Origin of the sequence: Flagellimonas beolgyonensis (assembly GCF_003992615.1) — a bacterium.
In the GTDB taxonomy this organism is placed as follows: Bacteria; Bacteroidota; Bacteroidia; order Flavobacteriales; family Flavobacteriaceae; genus Flagellimonas; species Flagellimonas beolgyonensis.
In genome coordinates this window covers 2,501-21,048 of the sequence record NZ_RZMY01000003.1, presented here as the reverse complement: position 1 = coordinate 21,048, position 18,548 = coordinate 2,501, and the positions used below count along the sequence as shown (strand labels likewise).

Annotated in this window: 10 protein-coding genes, 2 tRNA genes and 2 rRNA genes (1 of these 14 cut by a window edge); 10 read left to right on the top strand and 4 right to left on the bottom strand. The window is 44.0% G+C overall.

Features of this window, described 5'->3' with window-relative positions:
• The first annotated feature begins 22 nt into the window (after positions 1 to 22).
• The 3 genes from lipB to EO131_RS01055 all read left to right on the top strand — a co-directional run bounded on the left by lipB (position 23) and on the right by EO131_RS01055 (position 3,425).
• Positions 23 to 739 carry a lipoyl(octanoyl) transferase LipB gene (gene lipB / locus EO131_RS01065; protein WP_127018499.1) on the top strand — a complete coding sequence of 239 codons (717 nt, stop codon included), beginning with the start codon at positions 23 to 25 and terminating at the stop codon, positions 737 to 739.
• 261 nt (positions 740 to 1,000) lie between these two features.
• Positions 1,001 to 2,599 carry an alpha/beta hydrolase gene (locus EO131_RS01060; protein ID WP_127018498.1) on the top strand — a complete coding sequence of 533 codons (1,599 nt, stop codon included), beginning with the start codon at positions 1,001 to 1,003 and terminating at the stop codon, positions 2,597 to 2,599.
• A 139-nt stretch (positions 2,600 to 2,738) separates the two neighbouring features.
• Positions 2,739 to 3,425 carry a hypothetical protein gene (locus tag EO131_RS01055; RefSeq protein WP_127018497.1) on the top strand — a complete coding sequence of 229 codons (687 nt, stop codon included), beginning with the start codon at positions 2,739 to 2,741 and terminating at the stop codon, positions 3,423 to 3,425.
• 49 nt (positions 3,426 to 3,474) lie between these two features.
• On the opposite strand, the gene EO131_RS01050 is transcribed toward EO131_RS01055, so the two are convergent.
• The 4 genes from EO131_RS01050 to EO131_RS01035 all read right to left on the bottom strand — a co-directional run bounded on the left by EO131_RS01050 (position 3,475) and on the right by EO131_RS01035 (position 8,704).
• Positions 3,475 to 4,167, bottom strand: coding sequence for a TapB family protein (locus EO131_RS01050; RefSeq protein ID WP_127018496.1), 693 nt, complete (start codon positions 4,165 to 4,167; stop codon positions 3,475 to 3,477).
• 15 nt (positions 4,168 to 4,182) lie between these two features.
• Positions 4,183 to 5,499, bottom strand: a complete 1,317-nt coding sequence (locus tag EO131_RS01045) for an OmpA family protein (protein ID WP_127018495.1) — start codon at positions 5,497 to 5,499, stop codon at positions 4,183 to 4,185.
• 122 nt (positions 5,500 to 5,621) lie between these two features.
• Positions 5,622 to 8,078, bottom strand: coding sequence for a ribonuclease HII (locus tag EO131_RS01040; protein WP_127018494.1), 2,457 nt, complete (start codon positions 8,076 to 8,078; stop codon positions 5,622 to 5,624).
• 29 nt (positions 8,079 to 8,107) lie between these two features.
• Positions 8,108 to 8,704, bottom strand: coding sequence for a ribonuclease HII (locus tag EO131_RS01035; RefSeq protein ID WP_127018493.1), 597 nt, complete (start codon positions 8,702 to 8,704; stop codon positions 8,108 to 8,110).
• Positions 8,705 to 8,938: 234 nt separating this feature from the next.
• Between EO131_RS01035 and EO131_RS01030 the strand changes: the two genes are divergently transcribed.
• The 7 genes from EO131_RS01030 to EO131_RS01000 all read left to right on the top strand — a co-directional run.
• Positions 8,939 to 11,992 (top strand): SusC/RagA family TonB-linked outer membrane protein, encoded by a 3,054-nt coding sequence (locus EO131_RS01030; protein WP_241243761.1) that lies wholly within the window; start codon positions 8,939 to 8,941, stop codon positions 11,990 to 11,992.
• 10 nt (positions 11,993 to 12,002) lie between these two features.
• The gene (locus EO131_RS01025; RefSeq protein WP_127018492.1) at positions 12,003 to 13,391 is read left to right on the top strand and encodes a RagB/SusD family nutrient uptake outer membrane protein; all 1,389 of its coding nucleotides are present in this window, start codon (positions 12,003 to 12,005) and stop codon (positions 13,389 to 13,391) included.
• Positions 13,392 to 13,520: 129 nt separating this feature from the next.
• The gene (locus tag EO131_RS01020) at positions 13,521 to 15,563 is read left to right on the top strand and encodes a putative porin (RefSeq protein ID WP_164731581.1); all 2,043 of its coding nucleotides are present in this window, start codon (positions 13,521 to 13,523) and stop codon (positions 15,561 to 15,563) included.
• A gap of 305 nt (positions 15,564 to 15,868) precedes the next feature.
• Positions 15,869 to 17,394, top strand: a 16S ribosomal RNA gene (locus EO131_RS01015).
• A 110-nt stretch (positions 17,395 to 17,504) separates the two neighbouring features.
• Positions 17,505 to 17,578, top strand: a tRNA-Ile gene (locus EO131_RS01010).
• Between the two features lie 175 nt (positions 17,579 to 17,753).
• Positions 17,754 to 17,830 (top strand) — tRNA-Ala (locus EO131_RS01005).
• Between the two features lie 166 nt (positions 17,831 to 17,996).
• A 23S ribosomal RNA gene (locus tag EO131_RS01000) occupies positions 17,997 to 18,548 on the top strand; it runs 2,266 nt beyond the window's last position.
• The 16S and 23S rRNA genes sit together here with 2 tRNA genes alongside, the layout of an rRNA operon.

The following is an 18,548-nucleotide window of genomic DNA, read 5'->3' as shown; positions in this document are numbered from 1 at the left end:
CAGGTCTTTGTACCTTTGTGGCATGAACAAGAAAGTTGCCCTTCAGGATTTAGGTCGTAAGGATTATAAGGAAACCTGGGATTACCAGGAACAGCTCTTTAAGGCCATTGTAGATGCCAAAGTTAAAAACCGCAGGGAAGGCATAAACCTTGAAACACCCAATCATTTTTTGTTTGTGGAGCACCCCCATGTGTACACCTTGGGCAAAAGTGGTGACATCGGTAATTTGTTGGTAGACGACAAGGTGCTGGCCGCCAAAGGCGCCACTTTTTATAAGATCAATCGAGGTGGGGATATTACCTATCATGGTCCGGGACAAATTGTGGGCTATCCGATTTTGGATTTGGACAACTTTTTTACCGACATCCACAAATACCTTCGCTTTTTGGAAGAGATGGTCATCCGAACCTTGGCCGAATATGGGTTAAAGGCCGAACGTTCCGAGGGAGAAACCGGCGTTTGGTTGGATGTGGGCACCCCGTTTGCCCGAAAAATATGCGCCATGGGCGTGAGGGCCAGCCGTTGGGTGACCATGCACGGGTTTGCCCTTAATGTGAACGCCGATTTGGGCTTTTTTGATTTGATGATCCCTTGCGGCATCAAGGACAAGGCAGTTACTTCTTTAAATGTGGAATTGGGTAAAAAGGAAGTGAACATGGAAGAGGTAAAACAAAAACTCCTGAAGCATTTCACGGACTTGTTTGAAGCTGAGCTGGTCAAAGAAGAGGCTGGGGTTTAACTTTAGCAAATTGTATGCGACACAACTTTACGGACATGGTAAGGATGAAGTTGATACAATAACCAAGCGATTACAATGAGGTGTTTTCTTGTAGTCAATTAAAGGCCTTACTGGGCCAAATTTCCTATGGATTGGATGGTGGGGCAATAGTAATTGGAAAAGGTGCAGTTTCAATTTTGAGATACTTGATTCAGAGCATGAAATATTGGTATTTCTTATTAATTCGAATAAACAAAACAACCAAAAAAGAAATAACAGTTGATGATCAATTATACTAAACTCCCTATACCCATCCTGATATTGTTTACATTCATTTTTAGCAATTCGGTTTCCGGGCAAACAGCTAGTGAAAGTGAATTAATATCTGGTGAAGTAATCAACAAGACCATCGCTGCCGACGAGCAACATGTATATGCTGCTGAATTGAAAAATGGAATGGCATTAATGGGAAAAGTTGTTCAACAAGGGATTGACGTTGTAATTGATATTTATAAGCCCAATGGTCAACTTTTAAAACAAATTGATAGTTCCAATGGAACAGAAGGTGATGAACCCTTTGATATTACCGTAAACCAATCTGGCAAATACAAGTTTGTGATACATTCTCTAGAAAAGGATTCCAAAAAAGGTGTTTATACTTTAGATGTAGAACAGATTTTAAGCTTGTCCGAGAATACAAAGCGTTTTACCAAAAGGGAGCTTCCGACAGAAACGTTGTATAATTTATGGGAATCTTCACTCACCAATCCGCAAGTTATTGACACCTTTATGGCCAATCATCCTGAAAAACATATCATAGAACCAATAGAAGGAGATGATAAAAATATGTTGGTCACTTATTTCTGTGTGCCTCATGGAAATACCGAATATGTCATGCTTAGTGGTGGTCCTGATTTTTTGGGATTGCGTTTTCAGCAATTACCAAATACAAAACTTCATTTTGTAACCCAAAAAGTTCCTAAAGATGCTAGGTTCAATTATGGGTTCAATTATTTTAATTTGGATAAAGTAGGACCTAATGGTGAAATTGAAACCAGAAATGTCCTGCATGCTTACGACGGAACTGTAGAGATGCCCAATGCTCCAAAGCAAATTTATATCAAAGAACGGGAAAATGTAGCCAAAGGAACATTGTTGTCGACATCGTTCCAAAGTAAGATTTTAAACGAAGAAAGAAAGATCACCATACATACACCGGCCAATTACAATTTAAAGGAAGCACACGACTTATTGGTGATTTTTGACGGAGAAGCATATGGTGCAAATCGTAGGACAAGAATACCAACGCCTACCATTATGGACAATCTTATGGCGGATAAAAAAATCCCGAGAACTATTACAGTTTTGGTTTGGTCCATGGGAAAACGTGGCAAGGATTTGATCAGTGAAAATTTTGGAGATTTTATAGCGACCGAACTTATTCCCTGGATGCGTTCAGAATACAATATTCATCCCGAATCTGATAAAGTTATTTTGGCAGGTTCCAGTAGAGGTGGTTTTGCTGCAAGTTTTATAGCATTGAATCATTCGGATGTCATAGGAAATGTGCTTTCGCAATCTGGCTCATATTGGATTAAAGGAACCGCAGATGAAAACCATTGGATATATCCGGAAGATAATGGTAAACTCATAAATGAGTATATGAACAGCGAACGCCTACCGATTAAATTTTACATGGATGTTGGACTATATGATGCAGGAGCATCTATGCTGGGCATGAATCGGCAGTTTAGGGATATTTTAAAATTGAAGGGATATGAAGTCGATTATCAAGAGTTCAAAGGCGGGCACAACTATGTAAATTGGCGTGGAACCCTATCAGATGGCTTAATATCTTTGATTGGAGCAAAGGCAGAATAAAATTCCAATCTGTAAAAGCTTCTCCCAAAAATCCTTAACTTACTACATGCACAAATTGGGTATAAATAGGCATTATGGGGAAATGGAGTTATGTTTGGTCGGTCCCCATCAAAGTGTCGACAACTAAATTCATTACGCCATGAAACGATTTCTCTTAACAATTGCCTTTGTAGGGGTTTTGATTTCCTGCAAGAATACCAGTGAAGACAAAAATGATTCAAACGAATCAACAGTTGCATCCACCGTAGGGGAGAGCACTTCTGATGAGGTCAAAATCAACTACGTTCCCATCGATACGGACGAGGCCTTGGTCGCAACGGCTTTGATGGCCGCTCCAAAAGCAAGCCGGGACGGATGTAAAGTGATAGGGTTTAATATGGCCGGAGAATTTGTGACCTTTAGGGAAGGCAGCAACGAGTTCATAGTTCTTGTGGATGACCCGAAAAGATCAGGATTTAATGCAGCTTGCTATCACAAAAGTCTGGAACCCTTTATGGCGAGAGGTAGGGAGCTGCGTGCAGAAGGTAAAACAGGGCCGGAAATCTTTGACATCAGGGAAGAAGAGGCGAAATCAGGTAAGCTGGATATGGGAAAACCAGGTGCCACCCTGCACATTTATTATGGGGAAAGTGAACGATACAACCCCGAAACAAGTGAAGTGGAGGGCGCAAATTACCGCTATGTGGTCTATTTGCCATTCGCAACGGCGGCCTCTACGGGACTTCCTGAAAATCCTATTGGGCCGAACCACCCATGGATCATGAATCCGGGAACACACAGGGCGCATATAATGATCTCACCTTTGCACGACAACAAGAACGAATAAAAAAACCGAGGGACACCCTCGGTTTTCTGTTTTTTACAAAGTAATCAGTTTATTTGCTGAACTGCGTCAAAACCGAGCTGCCCATCAATTTACCGCTTTTGTTGTATGATTCCTGTTTTATCATACCAACGCCGGCGGCCAGCCAAACACGTGAAGGCATGGTTTGGTTGGTCATCATCATTTTGCTCTTGGTCTCGCTATAGATAACCACACAATCGAATGTGCCGGCAGGGGTGGTCACCTGTTCCTTTTTTTCCACTTTCCGGTTGATGGTTTCCACGTTCATGTTCATGTTGATGGCCCCACCCATTTTCATTTTTATGCTCACATTGCCATCGGGTAGTTCCTGGCCAACGGATAGGTTATTGGGTAGTTCCACATCGGTGCCCGAAACATCGACTTCCATATCCTGGAACTGGCTCATCATCTGCTCGTTCATCAACGATTTAAAATCAATCTTTACCACATTGCCATCGCAATGGATGTCATAACTGGAGTTGTAGGTATTGCCTTTTTGGTCGGCAATTTCCATGGCCATGGTGGCCGACACTTGGTCGCCAGAGGAAGATACATTGGTGACCATATAATTGATCTGGCCTTCTTCCTTACCCTTTTTGTCGTAAGAGGTGTATTGGAAAGTGGCACCATCCACCAGCGGATAATATTCGCTGCAGGAAGATTGGGCAACAGAAAGGTTCAAGGCAAAAAAGGCGATTAATACTAAAAGAACATATTTTTTCATGGTATAGTGTGCTGATTAAAGTTTAATAAATTCCACGCGTCTGTTTTGGGCTTTTCCCTCGGCCGTAGTATTGTCGCCCACAGGTGCGCTCTCGCCCTTCCCTTCGGCCATCAATCGATCGGGAGCAATACCATAAACGGTGGTCAAGGCTTTTTTTACAGACTCGGCCCTGGCTTGCGATAGTTTAAGGTTGTTTTCCTCGGACCCATCGGCATCGGTGTGTCCCACAATTTTGAGCTTTATGCCGCCATCTTGGGTCAACACCTGCGAAATTTGTCGAATAATCCCCATGGATTGTGGCAAAATATCCGCCGACCCCGAATTGAACAGGATGCCGTTGGTGGAAATTTTTCCTTCCGCCAATAGTTTACGCCTTAGATCCACACCGCCTTCGTTGATCTTAAGGTTGCTGATCAGTACATGTTCCCCATTTTTTTCTTCATCAATGCCAATGACGTTAAACTTGGCATAATTGATCAATTCAGGTTTTACAATAAACTGGGGCAGATCTACAATCTTGGTTTCGTTGAGCCAAAGGCGATAGCGGTTCTTGTTTACTGCGATGGATACATGCACCACATCTTGGTACACTTGGCGAAGGTCGCGTTGCAAGGTGTTCGTTATAGGCGCTGGGTCACCCCTAAAATTGTTGTCCACTTTAACCCCAACGGCAATGTACTGGCAAAAGTTCAGGTTGGCCAATACATTGTTCTCACTGGTGGTCAGGTTAGGTGTTTCGGACAGGTAGATGCCCAGTTTGGCGCCCGAACTGGTATTCCTACTGAGGTTGGTCACCTTCAGGTCAAATTCCATTGTAAAGTCTTCGGGAAGTTTGCCCAACATATTGGGCACCGTTAAGCTGCGATTGGTAATGGCATACCATTTGTCCGCAGAGCCTTCAAGGTTTACTACCTCCCCTGACCCGTTCGTGTTCCATTTGGAGGGGAAATCCCCAATAAAATCTTGGCTGAAATCGTCATGGTAAAGGGGCTTGTCTCCGGGTACAAAATCAAATTTGCTGTAAACGGCAAGCGTTTTCGGTCCTGTGGCAATGGGCCCTTCGTTCGTAGTATTGTCATTGGTGCCATTCGGAGTGCCGGCCGGGTTATCTTGGGTATTTGGTGCTTGCCCATTTCCGGAACCGGGTTCCAGAATACTATCCAAGGCTTGGTCGGTCTTTTTTGTGGTTTCTTTTTCCACCCTTCTTTCTACAGTGCGCTCGGCGGCTTTTTGCGCCTTTTTGCTCAATTTCTTCAAAAATTGACCTTGAGCACTAGCACCTACAAGTAGAAAAACAGTGAAACAATACAGTAGTTTGTTGGAGGTTTTCATCATATAGTGTTTTAGTAGTGTTGATTTAAAAAATCACATCAAACTACTAAAATGATGATGTTGTCGCCACCTAAATTGTATGTCTCGTGCGTACTACTGTATATATCGCAATAAGATGATAATCAGTTCATTTTGTATACAATCAACGAATTGTCCTGATCCTTGGCCACCAATTCCAGTTTACGGTCGTTGTCCATATCGGTCAAGTCTATTAGTGAACTTCCGAAGACCGGGAAATTGGGAATGGATTTGGCCTGGCTGTCGAACAGGTAGATTTTTTGGTTTTGGATATCCGTTACACTTACATAGATTTTATCATAGAGGTAAAAAATCTTCGGTTTGGTGTAAACGCCTAGGTCCAATTCCACTTTTCTACCCTTAATGGTCAATACATTGTCGTCCATAAAAACGAGTGTATTGCTCGTGGCATACATGCCATGGTCGTTGTTCAAATTAAAATTGGTGGCAGACAGATTTCCTTTGGTGTCGATTTGATGGAGGACTCCTTTTTTGTTGGTAGTCGAGAATTTGTTCTTGTACAGAAAGACTTCGTTGTTTGAAAAGTCGATTTTTTCCGCCACTTTGATTCGGTCCACGCCGGTTCTATGGAGGATTTTTAGCGTATTGTCCTCCAATTTAAAAACCAGATAGTCCTTGTTGCCCACCCTAAAATGCTTGGGGATTCCCAAAATATTTGCTGGAGCTTCGGTGAACTTGAAGCCGGTTACAATTTTCCCTTGGTTGTTGTACATGTACACTTTTCGCCCCTGTGTTATCAAGAAACGGTAGTCTTTTTTGCCTTCGTAATCAAAAATCGCCAACGGGCTCAGGTTGCCACCTTCAAACTTGATGTTGAATGGGGCCACTTCCTCACCGTTGCGATCCAAGATCAAAAATTGGTTGTTGGTGCAGAACGCGAGTTGAAGTCGACCATTTTTATAAATGTCCACCTGCTGTATCGAGCCTTGGATACGGCCCTCCAATTGCTTTGTCCATAACACTTTTCCATCCGTGGAAATAAGATACAGCACATTGTTTTGGTCCTGGACCACGATTTCCTGTTGATTGGTTCGGTGGTTTTTTACAAACTGGGGGTCCAATGCCAGGTCGGTATCGAGTTCCAAAGTAAACAAGGGCGTTACGGTAGCACTTTCTTGGGTGACTCCGATTTTGGAAATCACAACATTGAAATGGGCAAAATCGTGGTCTGCGACCAATTGGGAGGCAAAGGCATACTCATCCAGTTTTGTTTTTTTGAGGTCTTCCCAAAATGATGGTTCCAGTTCCTGTTCAGCAAAGAAATCGATTCCCGAGCTGTTGGCTATGAACAGCACACTGGATTCATTGGCCAAGAAAGTCTTGCTGGTCTTGAAAACACCTGCGTTGTTGAAGTTAGAACTGCTCTTATAATTGCTTAAAATGGTCTGCAGGGTTTCCTTGTCTTCCGAAAAGATAAAACTGTTTTCGATGACCGTGCAAAAATTGGAATCAAACTCATGAACCAATGGGGTGAACCCCTCTGTCACAAATTTATTGTTCCCCAGTTCCAATATTTCGCTGCCCTGATAGGTTTCCGAACCTGTTCGGTTGTTCTCCAAAAATTCAAAAAGCCCTTCCGTACCATACGATTTCAGTAACACCGCTTTTTGGTTGTTCAGATAAATAATGCCGACTTCCTCAATGGTATTGAACAGGGAATCCATCTTTTTGACACGGTCCAAATACGTGTTTTGGTTTTGGGCAAAGGTTTGGTAGTCATCAAAAGTGAAGGAGAGCACAGCTTGCGAATTTAAAGGGGCAAACTCAGTAACCCTGTTGGCCAGGGGGGAGGTACCTTTGAATAAGTTGATGAAATTATTGGTTGAATCAGAAGCCATGGCAATCCCGTTAAGTTGCACCGCATCGGAATTGGCCGTGAAATCCAACGATATCCATTCAGCAAATGGGTTTTTATTGTCGGTTGTTTCTTCTTTAAGTGATAATAGCGTCGGATTGTTCTCCATATTCAGGTACAACGAGGCTGATTTATCCACGGAAGAAGCCTCGAACAAGCGTTTCAGCATGGGGTCCACGGGATTGTTTCTTTTGTTCCTTGCTACATTTTCTATCAGCAATTGGGATGAGGAAAGTACCATTTCCTTGCCTATGGACACGGAGAATATTTCGTTGTCATCCAGGGTATATTTGGTGATGTTTGCTCCTTCGTACAATAAGGTCTCCACTGTTTTGTTGGTAATACTTTCAACATTGAAGGCATCAGAGGCATTGGGAAGCACAACAATAAAATCATACCGGTCTTTGCCCACTTCATACAAAGCAAGAATACTGGTTTGGTCGGTGGCTACAGAACCAAGGTTGTCCAGTTTATCGACCAATCCTTCCAAACTCGAAAAACCTTTTAGGTTGTTGAGGATGGCGTTGTTTTTAAGCTCGCTCTTAAAATTGGTGAGGTTCACGATCTTAACGACCAAGGCAGGGGAAGGGGGCAGATAGTCCAACCGGGTGTCATGGGTCTGTTTTTCTTCTTTGCAAGATAGTAGGGAAAGGGCGGCAAAAACGAACAGTAGCTTTATTTTCATTGCTGAAGTTTCGAACAAAGTTAGGATTTTTAGATATCCAGTGTCAATTGATTCGGCAACTGTTTGAAGCTTTTTCGATGGTACTTGGTCAATCCATACTTTTTTATGGCCTCCCTGTGTTCCTTGGTGGGGTATCCCTTGTTCTTTTTCCAATTATACATGGGAAATTCTTCATGAATCTTTGCCATATACGCATCCCTGTGGGTCTTGGCCAAAACAGAGGCTGCAGCTATGCTGAGGTACTTGCCATCTCCTTTTATTATGCAGCAATGTTCGATGTCTGCATAGGGTTTAAATCGGTTGCCATCCACAATGATAAAACTTGGTTGTTTTTGAAGTTGATCCAGGGCTCGGTGCATGGCAAGGATGGAGGCATTTAAAATATTCATCTGGTCAATTTCTTCTTCAAATACATGGCAAACACCAAAAGATAGGGCCTTGGATTCCAATATCGGGCGTAAACTGTCTCTTTTGGCCTCGGAAAGTTGTTTGGAGTCGTTAAGCACCGAATTTGAAAATTTTTCCGGTAGTATTATGGCTGCAGCAGTAACGGGTCCGGCCAAGCATCCTCTTCCTGCTTCATCGGTTCCTGCTTCAAAAAGTGTCCGGTAACAAGACTTTAACACAATAGTTAAAATTTTAACACAGTTTGGATCAATATAAGTATTAAGGTTAAATAAATGTGAAAAGAAATTCTTACATAATTCATATACAGTTATTTACAATATTTAATGTTGTTAAAGTTTATAAAAATTTATTCAAAGTTAGGCATTTGCAAGTTGATGGCTCCCTGTTAATTTTTTTGGTTTCTCAAGTTTTTATCTAGATTTTTGGCAACGCTAATTCAAAAAAAGTAGTACATGAAAACTAGATTAATGTACATGCTTCTGCCGTTTTTGGCATTATGCATGTCCTTCTCTTTTGCACAAGAGAAAACAATTTCAGGTAATGTTACGGACCAAACCGGTCTGCCGTTGCCAGGTGTTTCCGTGGTTGTAGTAGGTACATCTGTCGGAACACAAACGGATTTTGATGGTAATTATACCGTTTCCGCTTCCGTTGGTCAAGTATTGCGTTTCAGCTACATTGGTCAAAAGACAGTGGAACGTACAGTTGGTTCGGCCAGCACCATCAATATCCAGATGGAAGAGGATGCCCAAGCCTTGGAAGAGGTTGTTGTAACAGGGTATACCTCTCAAAGACGTTCCGACATCACAGGATCGGTTGTTAAAGTTGATTCTGAGAAGTTAGGTGAGATTATCGCACCTTCTGTGGACCAGGCACTTCAAGGTAATGTTTCTGGTCTAACGGTATCCGCCACCTCAGGTACACCCGGTTCTGTTGCCAACATCCGTATCAGGGGTATCAGTTCCATTACAGCTGGTAACGAGCCATTGTATGTAATCGATGGTGTGCCTGTGAGCAATACCAATGTGGGTTCAAGTGGTGCTTATTCTTCTTTGTCAGCGTTGGCTGGTTTGGATCAAAACAACATCGCTTCCATAACAGTTCTTAAGGATGCATCTGCGACTGCACAATACGGTGCTCGTGGATCCAATGGTGTAATTCTTATTACTACCAAAAGTGGAAAAGCAGGTAAAACGGTATTTAGCATCAATAGTAGCTATGGTTTCCAGAACGATGCGATCACGGGTCCAGTGCCATTGACGGCGGCCAATCGTTTGGAGCTTGCATCCGAGGCCTATTTCAATGATGGCTTTTATGCTTCAAAGGCTGAAGCTGAAGCTGCCCTGCTTGCTGGTCCTTACGCCGAGTGGGATGCCAATGGTCGTCCAGAAGCACATTGGGATAGGGTAGTGCGAAACAAAGATGCTGTTATCCAACAGCATAGCTTCTCTGCCTCAGGTGGTGATGAAGGGCACACTTTCTTTGCTTCCCTTGGGTACATGCAACAGGAGGCTACTGTAATCGGTTCTGATTTCGAGCGAATCTCTGGGTCTTTGAATTTTTCAAAGAAACTGAACAATAAGATTACATTCTCTTCAAATAACCAAGCTTCCCACATGCTACAGAATGCATTTTTGGAAACCAGTGCGTATTTTGAGAGCCCACGTACAGTGAAATTCTTCCTTTCTCCATTGGTGTTGCCATATAACGAGGATGGAAGTATAAACCAGTTTGGAGGTTCATTGCCAAACCCATTGTACCTGACAGAAAACAATACGGCTGAAAACAGATTGACCCGTATCGTTTCCAACAATGGTGTGACTTGGGATTTGACCAATAACCTTACTTTTGGTTCCACGTTTAACGTTGACCTTCAGTTGTACAACTTTAGATCGTACTCCAACCCAACATATGGTTACGGTGAGCCAACCAGTGGTGATGCCAGCCAGTATGACAGAACCAATGTATTCTATGTTTTCCAAAACTATTTTGATTACAATTGGGAATTGAGCCAAGATCATAGATTCAAGATTAAAGTACTTCAGGAATACCAATCCAACAGACGTTATTTCGTTGGTGGTGCTGGACAGAATTTTGCTGATGAAGGTCTTCAGTTCCTAGATAACTTGGGAACGCCAACTTCTGTTAGTTCTTCTTTCAGTGATTGGTATGTTGGAGCTTACATGGGGTTGGTTAACTACTCTGCCTTTGATAGCCGTTATGTTTTGGATTTGTCCTTCAGAAGGGAAGGTAACTCTCGTTTCAGTAAAAACAACCGTTGGGGTAGCTTCTGGTCTGTTGGTGGAGCTTGGAACTTAAACAAAGAAGCTTTCTTGGCGGACTCTGAAATTATTAATGCCCTTAAATTGCGTGCTTCTTATGGTGTTACCGGTAACGCGAACATTGGTTTGAACCAATACCAATCATTGTTTGGTTACTCTGCTGATTACGGTGGTGAAGGTGCACAATATGTTGACACATTCGGTAATCAAGATTTGACTTGGGAAACATCCCATACGTTGGATGTTGGTGTTGACTTTGGATTGTTCAACAACAAGTTGAGCGGTAGCTTTGCATACTTTAATAGGGATTCGAAAGACCTTTTGTTGGATGTGCCACTTTCAAGAACCACTGGTTTCACCAGTCAAGTTCAGAACATTGGTGAGTTGAACAACAAAGGTTTTGAATTGGATTTGAGCTACAATGTGGTAGATACCCAAGATGTGGGATTGACTATCGGAGGTAATATATCTTTTGTTGAAAACGAGATTACCAAATTGCCGGTGGATCCTAATGGTGAGGAAAGAACCATTACAACTGTTAGAACCAGAATCGAAACTGGACACCCAGCTTATGCATGGTACATGCCAACATGGGCAGGTGTAAATCCGGACACTGGTCAAGAAGAATGGTATATTAACGGAGTCGACGGTGCCACAACTACCAACTTCAACGAAGCTGAGGCGGTTTTCCAAGGTGGAAATGCGATTCCCAAAACAACAGCTGGACTTAATTTAAACTTTAGATACAAAGGATTCTTCTTGAACGCAACTGGTTACTATGCCGGTGGTCACAAGATCTATGAAGGATGGCATAGGTACTTGAACGAGTCAAATGCTTATCCAATTTTGGCCTTCCAAGGATATACATCATTGTTGGATAGATGGCAGCAGCCTGGGGATATTGCAAGAAACGGTGCATTCACCACTTCTGCAACACCATGGCAACGTCATTCCAAGTATCTATACGATGCTGATTTCATGAGATTGCGTGCCGTTACAGTTGGTTACAATGTGCCTGCAAAGGCGCTTGAAAAAATTGGTTTGACAAAGTTGAGCTTTTTCCTAAGAGGTAACAACTTGGCAACTTGGGTGAAAGATGACAATTTGTTGTTTGACCCCGAAGTAGACATCTCTAGCCAGAATGGTACTGTGGATCCAGGGGAAACAGGACTTGAAACTCCTCCGGCCCGTTCAATTTCTCTAGGTGTAAACATAAATTTCTAAGAAAAAGAAGATGAAAAGAATAATTAATAAATTTAACATTGTGCTGTTGGCCAGTGCCGGACTTATTTTGGGGTCTTGTACAGCGGACAGCTTAGAACCAACCCTTACCCAGAACAAAAGTGTTGAAGGGAGTGTTACCAAAGTGGATAACCTTTACAGTATCCTAAAAGGAGCGCACAATACCCTAACAGGTTCAGGTTATTATGGGCGCGACATGATTGCTACCTGGGAGGTACGGTCAGACAACTGTTTCTCAAATGGTAACTCGGGTAGGTTCACTACTCAAGGTGAGTACGAACAAAACGCCAATTCCGGATTTATGTGGGAAGAGGCCTATTATGTAATTGCCAATGCAAACATCATTATCAACACAGATGTAACCACATTGGAGGGTGATCAGGCGTATGGTGAGCATTTACAGGGTGCAGCGATGATTCTTCGCGCTTTGGCCCACTACGATTTGCTAAGGGTTTATGGACAACAACATGCTTCAACCAGTGGAAATTTGGGCGTGCCTGTTGTTACCGAATTTAAAGGTGAGAACTTGGATCCGGCCAGAAATACAGTTGATGAAGTTAAAGCAGCCATTTATAGCGATTTGGAAACAGCATTCGCTATGATGGATTCCAGCTATGATACTTCAAAGACCATTGTGTCCAAGTATGTGGCGAAAGCTCTTGAGGCTCGTGTTGCCGTTTATTTCGGTGATTGGGGTAGAGCGGTTTCCGCTTCTGAGGCTGTTATCAACTCTGGATTGTATTCTATCGTTAGTGCAGGTTCCTATGTAAGCAGTTGGGCTGGTGACGGCGGATCGAACGTATTGTTCGAATTGGCGTTCAGTGGCTCGGATAACGCAGGTTCCAATGCGTTGTCATATATCTACCGTTTCCCTTCGGATGCCCCTGCAGGGTATGGCGATATTGAAGTGGTAAGTTCAGTGTTCGATTTGTTCGAGGACGGAGATGTACGTAGGGATATTTTGGGATACCAAGACGGTGGTACTCGATTGAGAAATATTGGTAAATACCCTGATACCGCAGTTGGGGCTGACAACATTCCGCTTTTTAGATATGAGGAAGTTATTCTTAACTATGCCGAAGCATTGTTGGAAACTGGAGGCGATGCACTTACGCAAATCAATTTGATTACCAGTAATCGTGGTGCTAGCGCGTATGCCAGTGTAACCAAAGATGACATTCTTAATGAGCGAAGAAAAGAGTTGATGTTCGAAGGTTTCCGCTTTGATGACATGATGAGAACTGGTATGGACATGCCTTATTGGGGTACGGCTCAAAATAGTTTGGGCATTATCAATTACCCAAGTGACTTGTTCCCTTGGCCAATTCCGATAGGTGAAATCAACGCCAACTCCAATATGGAACAGAACGCTGGCTACTAATAGCGCATCGTTCAAATTATTTGAATATAGTATTGAAAAGCCCCCAATATTTGGGGGCTTTTTTTATGACCTAACTTTCACATTTGTTTAAAACCAAAACTTTTACCTTTGCCTAATCAATACCATGGAATGAGATTTTTGCTAATTGCCTTAGTGCTGTTTTATAGCCATAACATAGTTGCACAACAAGATCCGGTGCCACCAAAAAAACAGCCTGTAACATCCAAAGGAGATGTCATGTTACGTCAAAATGATTCAATAGGCAAAGGGGCGGTTATAAACAGAAGAGATGACGACGATTCAAAAAGTTTTAGGTACGGCAATAAAGACTCGGTTTCAGTTCAGGATTATAAAATCATCTCGTACCAAAGGGATACCGTTTATTTGGATACCACGCTCACCATTAATAAGGAATACTTATATAATTACATTCGAAGGGATGAATTTGAGCTGATGCCCTTTGCCAATATGGGGCAGCAATATAATGAGCTGGGCAGACAATTTTCAACCACATCCTATTATCCACGGATGGGCGCCAAGGCCAAACACTATGGCTATGCTGAGAAAGAAGATATCCGATATTACAATGTACCTACTCCCATGACGGAGCTTATGTTCAAGACCACCATGGAACAAGGCCAATTTTTAGACGCTTTGTTGACTTTCAACACTTCCAAAAGGTTCAATGCCTCAGTTGCTTATACTGGGTTTCGGTCGCTGGGAAAATATCGTTACGAGCAGGCTCAGGATGCGAAATTTAGGACCTCCTTCAACTATGCAAGTGCAAATGGCAGGTATGCTATTAGAGGCCACATCGCTGCTCAGGATCTAGAAGATGAGGAAAGTGGAGGATTGGCCAATAGAAGTCAGTTCGAAGATGATTTGCCCGACTTTCAGGATAGGGCAAAGATAGATCTGTTGTATACGAATGCAGATAGCAGAATTTTGGGCAAGCGCTATTTTTTGGACCATGGCTTTAAACTGGTCAAGCGCCAAAAAGATTCCACAAACGTTGAACAGACCTCCCTTGCCATAAGCCATGAGTTTAGCTATGAGACCAAAATTTACCAATTTACCCAGTCCTCCGTCCCCCCGACAGCACCATTTGGGAATGATCCTTTTTTGGTCCCCATAGAGGATAAGGCAAGGTTAAAGACCATGTTCAATAAAGGATCGTTGGAATTTTACAATAAAACATTGGGTAGGTTAACGGGCAACGTTGGGCTTTACAATTACAATTATTATTTCAATAGTATTTTGGTAACGGATGCGGGAACCATCCCCAACCAATTGAAGGGCGAAGAGATTTCAGTGGGTGGCTCCTATGTAAATACTATTGGGCCATTATTGCTGAAGGGAAATGTAAATTACACCGTGGTAGGGGATTTGACCGGCAACAATTTTGATGCTTTGACCAAATATAAGATCAATGAAAACAATACGATAATAGGTTCGATTCATTTGTCGTCAAGAATGCCCGATTTCAATTATTTGTTGTTTCAAAGTGATTATAGAAATTTCAATTGGCAGAACGATGGAAGTTTCGATAAGATGCGGACAAAAAACATCAGTTTTGGCTTAGATTCCAAAAAGTACGGTTTGTTGGAGGCCGAGTATACTGCCTTGGACAATTACACCTTCTTTAGGTCCACGGCCACGCAGGAACAGATTGATGCAGGACAGGAAACGGCATTCGTAAGTCCGTTTCAGGAATCAAGTACCATCAACCATCTTCGGGTAAAATACACAAAGGAGTTTAAATGGCGTAAATGGGCATTGATGAATACGGTATTGTATCAAGACGTTACCCAAGAGACGCAAGTGTTGAACCTGCCGGAGTTGATCACCAGAAATTCCCTATACTTCTCCAGTGATGTGTTCAAGAAAGCCATGTTTATTCAGACAGGGGTCACGTTCAAATACTTTACGGCTTATCACATGGATGCCTATAATCCTTTGTTGGGAGAATTTTATATTCAGAATAACGAAGAATTGGGAGGATATCCGTTGATTGACTTTTTTATAAATGCAAAAGTGAGGCAAACCAGAATTTATTTGAAGGCGGAACACTTGAATTCCATCTTTTCCGAGCCTAATTATTACTCCGCGCCCAACTACCCTTATCGCGATTTTGTGATTCGTTTTGGGTTGGTCTGGAATTTTTTCTCATAAAATTTTTAGGGCAGTTCCATTAATCGATATTGAAAAACAAGCACTTATAATTTTATGATTTTTTTTCGAAAAAAAATATGCCAAAACATTTTGCGGAGTAAAAATAACGTGCTTATATTTGCACCCGCTTAGCTGATGAGGCTGGGTTGTTTTCGAGAGGGGATTTGGTCATTTGGCCAATTTTTTTTCGGAAAAATTGAAGAAGAAGTTCATATACATATTGTAACGACAGCGTAAAGAGAATAAGAACCATTTTGATGCGGGGACTTCGGTTTTCCGGGTGTCGGACAGACATTCAAGGAAATACAATGAAGAGTTTGATCCTGGCTCAGGATGAACGCTAGCGGCAGGCCTAACACATGCAAGTCGAGGGGCAGCGGGGATAAGCTTGCTTATCCGCCGGCGACCGGCGCACGGGTGCGGAACGCGTATGGAACCTGCCCCTGTCAGGGGAATAGCCCAGGGAAACTTGGATTAATGCCCCATGGTACCGCGATATCGCATGATATTGCGGTTAAAGATTTATCGGACAGGGATGGCCATGCGTACCATTAGCTAGTTGGTAAGGTAACGGCTTACCAAGGCAACGATGGTTAGGGGCCCTGAGAGGGGGATCCCCCACACTGGTACTGAGACACGGACCAGACTCCTACGGGAGGCAGCAGTGAGGAATATTGGACAATGGTCGGAAGACTGATCCAGCCATGCCGCGTGCAGGATGACGGCCCTATGGGTTGTAAACTGCTTTTATACGGGAAGAAACCCGCCTACGTGTAGGCGGCTGACTGTACCGTAAGAATAAGGACCGGCTAACTCCGTGCCAGCAGCCGCGGTAATACGGAGGGTCCGAGCGTTATCCGGAATCATTGGGTTTAAAGGGTCCGTAGGCGGGCCTGTAAGTCAGGGGTGAAAGTTTGTGGCTCAACCATAAAATTGCCTTTGATACTGCAGGTCTTGAGTCATGGTGGGGTTGCCGGAACATGTGGTGTAGCGGTGAAATGCATAGATATCACATAGAACACCGATCGCGAAGGCAGGTGACCAACCATGTACTGACGCTGATGGACGAAAGCGTGGGTAGCGAACGGGATTAGATACCCCGGTAGTCCACGCCGTAAACGATGGATACTAGCTGTGGGGACCTCGGTCTCCGTGGCCAAGCGAAAGTGATAAGTATCCCACCTGGGGAGTACGTTCGCAAGAATGAAACTCAAAGGAATTGACGGGGGCCCGCACAAGCGGTGGAGCATGTGGTTTAATTCGATGATACGCGAGGAACCTTACCAGGGCTTAAATGCAGGCTGCATGGGGTGGAGACATCCCTTTCTTCGGACTGCCTGCAAGGTGCTGCATGGTTGTCGTCAGCTCGTGCCGTGAGGTGTCAGGTTAAGTCCTATAACGAGCGCAACCCCTGCCGTTAGTTGCCAGCATGTAAAGATGGGGACTCTAACGGGACTGCCGGTGCAAACCGTGAGGAAGGTGGGGACGACGTCAAATCATCACGGCCCTTACGTCCTGGGCCACACACGTGCTACAATGGCCGGTACAGAGGGAAGCCACCCCGCAAGGGGGCGCGGATCTACAAAACCGGTCACAGTTCGGATCGGGGTCTGCAACTCGACCCCGTGAAGCTGGAATCGCTAGTAATCGGATATCAGCCATGATCCGGTGAATACGTTCCCGGGCCTTGTACACACCGCCCGTCAAGCCATGGAAGCCGGGAGTGCCTGAAGTCCGTCACCGCGAGGAGCGGCCTAGGGCAAAATCGGTAACTAGGGCTAAGTCGTAACAAGGTAGCCGTACCGGAAGGTGCGGCTGGAACACCTCCTTTCTAGAGAAAGAGACGCCCGGAGACGGGGGTCCCGCACGAGGTGGTCCTTTTATCTTTGTGCTGTCGTTTATGATATGTTTGTTGATATACTGGCAAGAAAAGGCCAAGACAGTCTCATAGCTCAGCTGGTTAGAGCGCTACACTGATAATGTAGAGGTCGGCAGTTCGAGTCTGCCTGAGACTACGGAAGCGGCGAAGCCGCGGTTATAAGTTTTGAGTTTTGGGTTCAAGGTTTATAAAAGTTCTTTAAAAAAGTATTGAATAGGAAATTCTGGAAGTTGAGACACCAGTTGTTGGTTCTTGGTTGATGGTTGATGGAGATTACGATCAACGAACAACGAACAACAATCAACTAGACTGGGGAATTAGCTCAGCTGGCTAGAGCGCCTGCCTTGCACGCAGGAGGTCAAGGGTTCGACTCCCTTATTCTCCACCACGGCAAGTGCCGTCCACCGATCGGTGTGGCGGTGTGCCAGAAAGTTCATTGACATATTGGGACGGAGCGTGATGGTTTTACCATCATGGCGAAGTCAAAAGAAGAAACACGAAGTAGAATAGAATATATAAGGATTACGAGAGGGCATTTGTACTTAGGTACAGGTGCGACAAGCAAAAGAAGGGCGTATGGGGGATGCCTGGGCTCTCAGAGGCGACGAAGGACGCGATAAGCTGCGAAAATCCACGGGGAGCTGCACATGAGCATTGATCCGTGGGTGTCCGAATGGGGCAACCCGGCTGGTTGAAGGCCAGTCACACCGCAAGGTGGGCGAACCCGCTGAACTGAAACATCTAAGTAGGCGGAGGAAGAGAAAACAAAAGTGATTCCGAGAGTAGTGGCGAGCGAAATCGGATTAGCCCAAACCAATGTTGTTCCGGCAATGTTGGGGTTGTAGGACCGCGATATTCTTTGCGCGACGAACTGGAACCCTTTGGAAAGAGGGGCCGTAGACGGTGACAGCCCGGTACAGGCAAGGAGCGTTAAAGATAGTGGTATCCTGAGTAGCGCGGGGCACGTGAAACCCTGTGTGAATCCGGCGGGACCATCCGCCAAGGCTAAATACTCCTGAGAGACCGATAGTGAACCAGTACCGTGAGGGAAAGGTGAAAAGAACCCTGAACAAGGGAGTGAAAGAGACCCTGAAACCATACGCCTA

Excerpts from the sequence above, each read along its gene's own strand:
- lipB (WP_127018499.1), top strand. The coding sequence starts at position 23 with ATGAACAAGAAAGTTGCCCTTCAGGATTTAGGTCGTAAGGATTATAAG.
- EO131_RS01060 (WP_127018498.1), top strand. The coding sequence starts at position 1,001 with ATGATCAATTATACTAAACTCCCTATACCCATCCTGATATTGTTTACA.
- EO131_RS01020 (WP_164731581.1), top strand. The coding sequence starts at position 13,521 with ATGAGATTTTTGCTAATTGCCTTAGTGCTGTTTTATAGCCATAACATA.
- EO131_RS01055 (WP_127018497.1), top strand. The coding sequence starts at position 2,739 with ATGAAACGATTTCTCTTAACAATTGCCTTTGTAGGGGTTTTGATTTCC.
- EO131_RS01040 (WP_127018494.1), bottom strand. The coding sequence starts at position 8,078 with ATGAAAATAAAGCTACTGTTCGTTTTTGCCGCCCTTTCCCTACTATCT.
- EO131_RS01030 (WP_241243761.1), top strand. The coding sequence starts at position 8,939 with ATGAAAACTAGATTAATGTACATGCTTCTGCCGTTTTTGGCATTATGC.
- EO131_RS01045 (WP_127018495.1), bottom strand. The coding sequence starts at position 5,499 with ATGAAAACCTCCAACAAACTACTGTATTGTTTCACTGTTTTTCTACTT.
- EO131_RS01025 (WP_127018492.1), top strand. The coding sequence starts at position 12,003 with ATGAAAAGAATAATTAATAAATTTAACATTGTGCTGTTGGCCAGTGCC.
- EO131_RS01050 (WP_127018496.1), bottom strand. The coding sequence starts at position 4,167 with ATGAAAAAATATGTTCTTTTAGTATTAATCGCCTTTTTTGCCTTGAAC.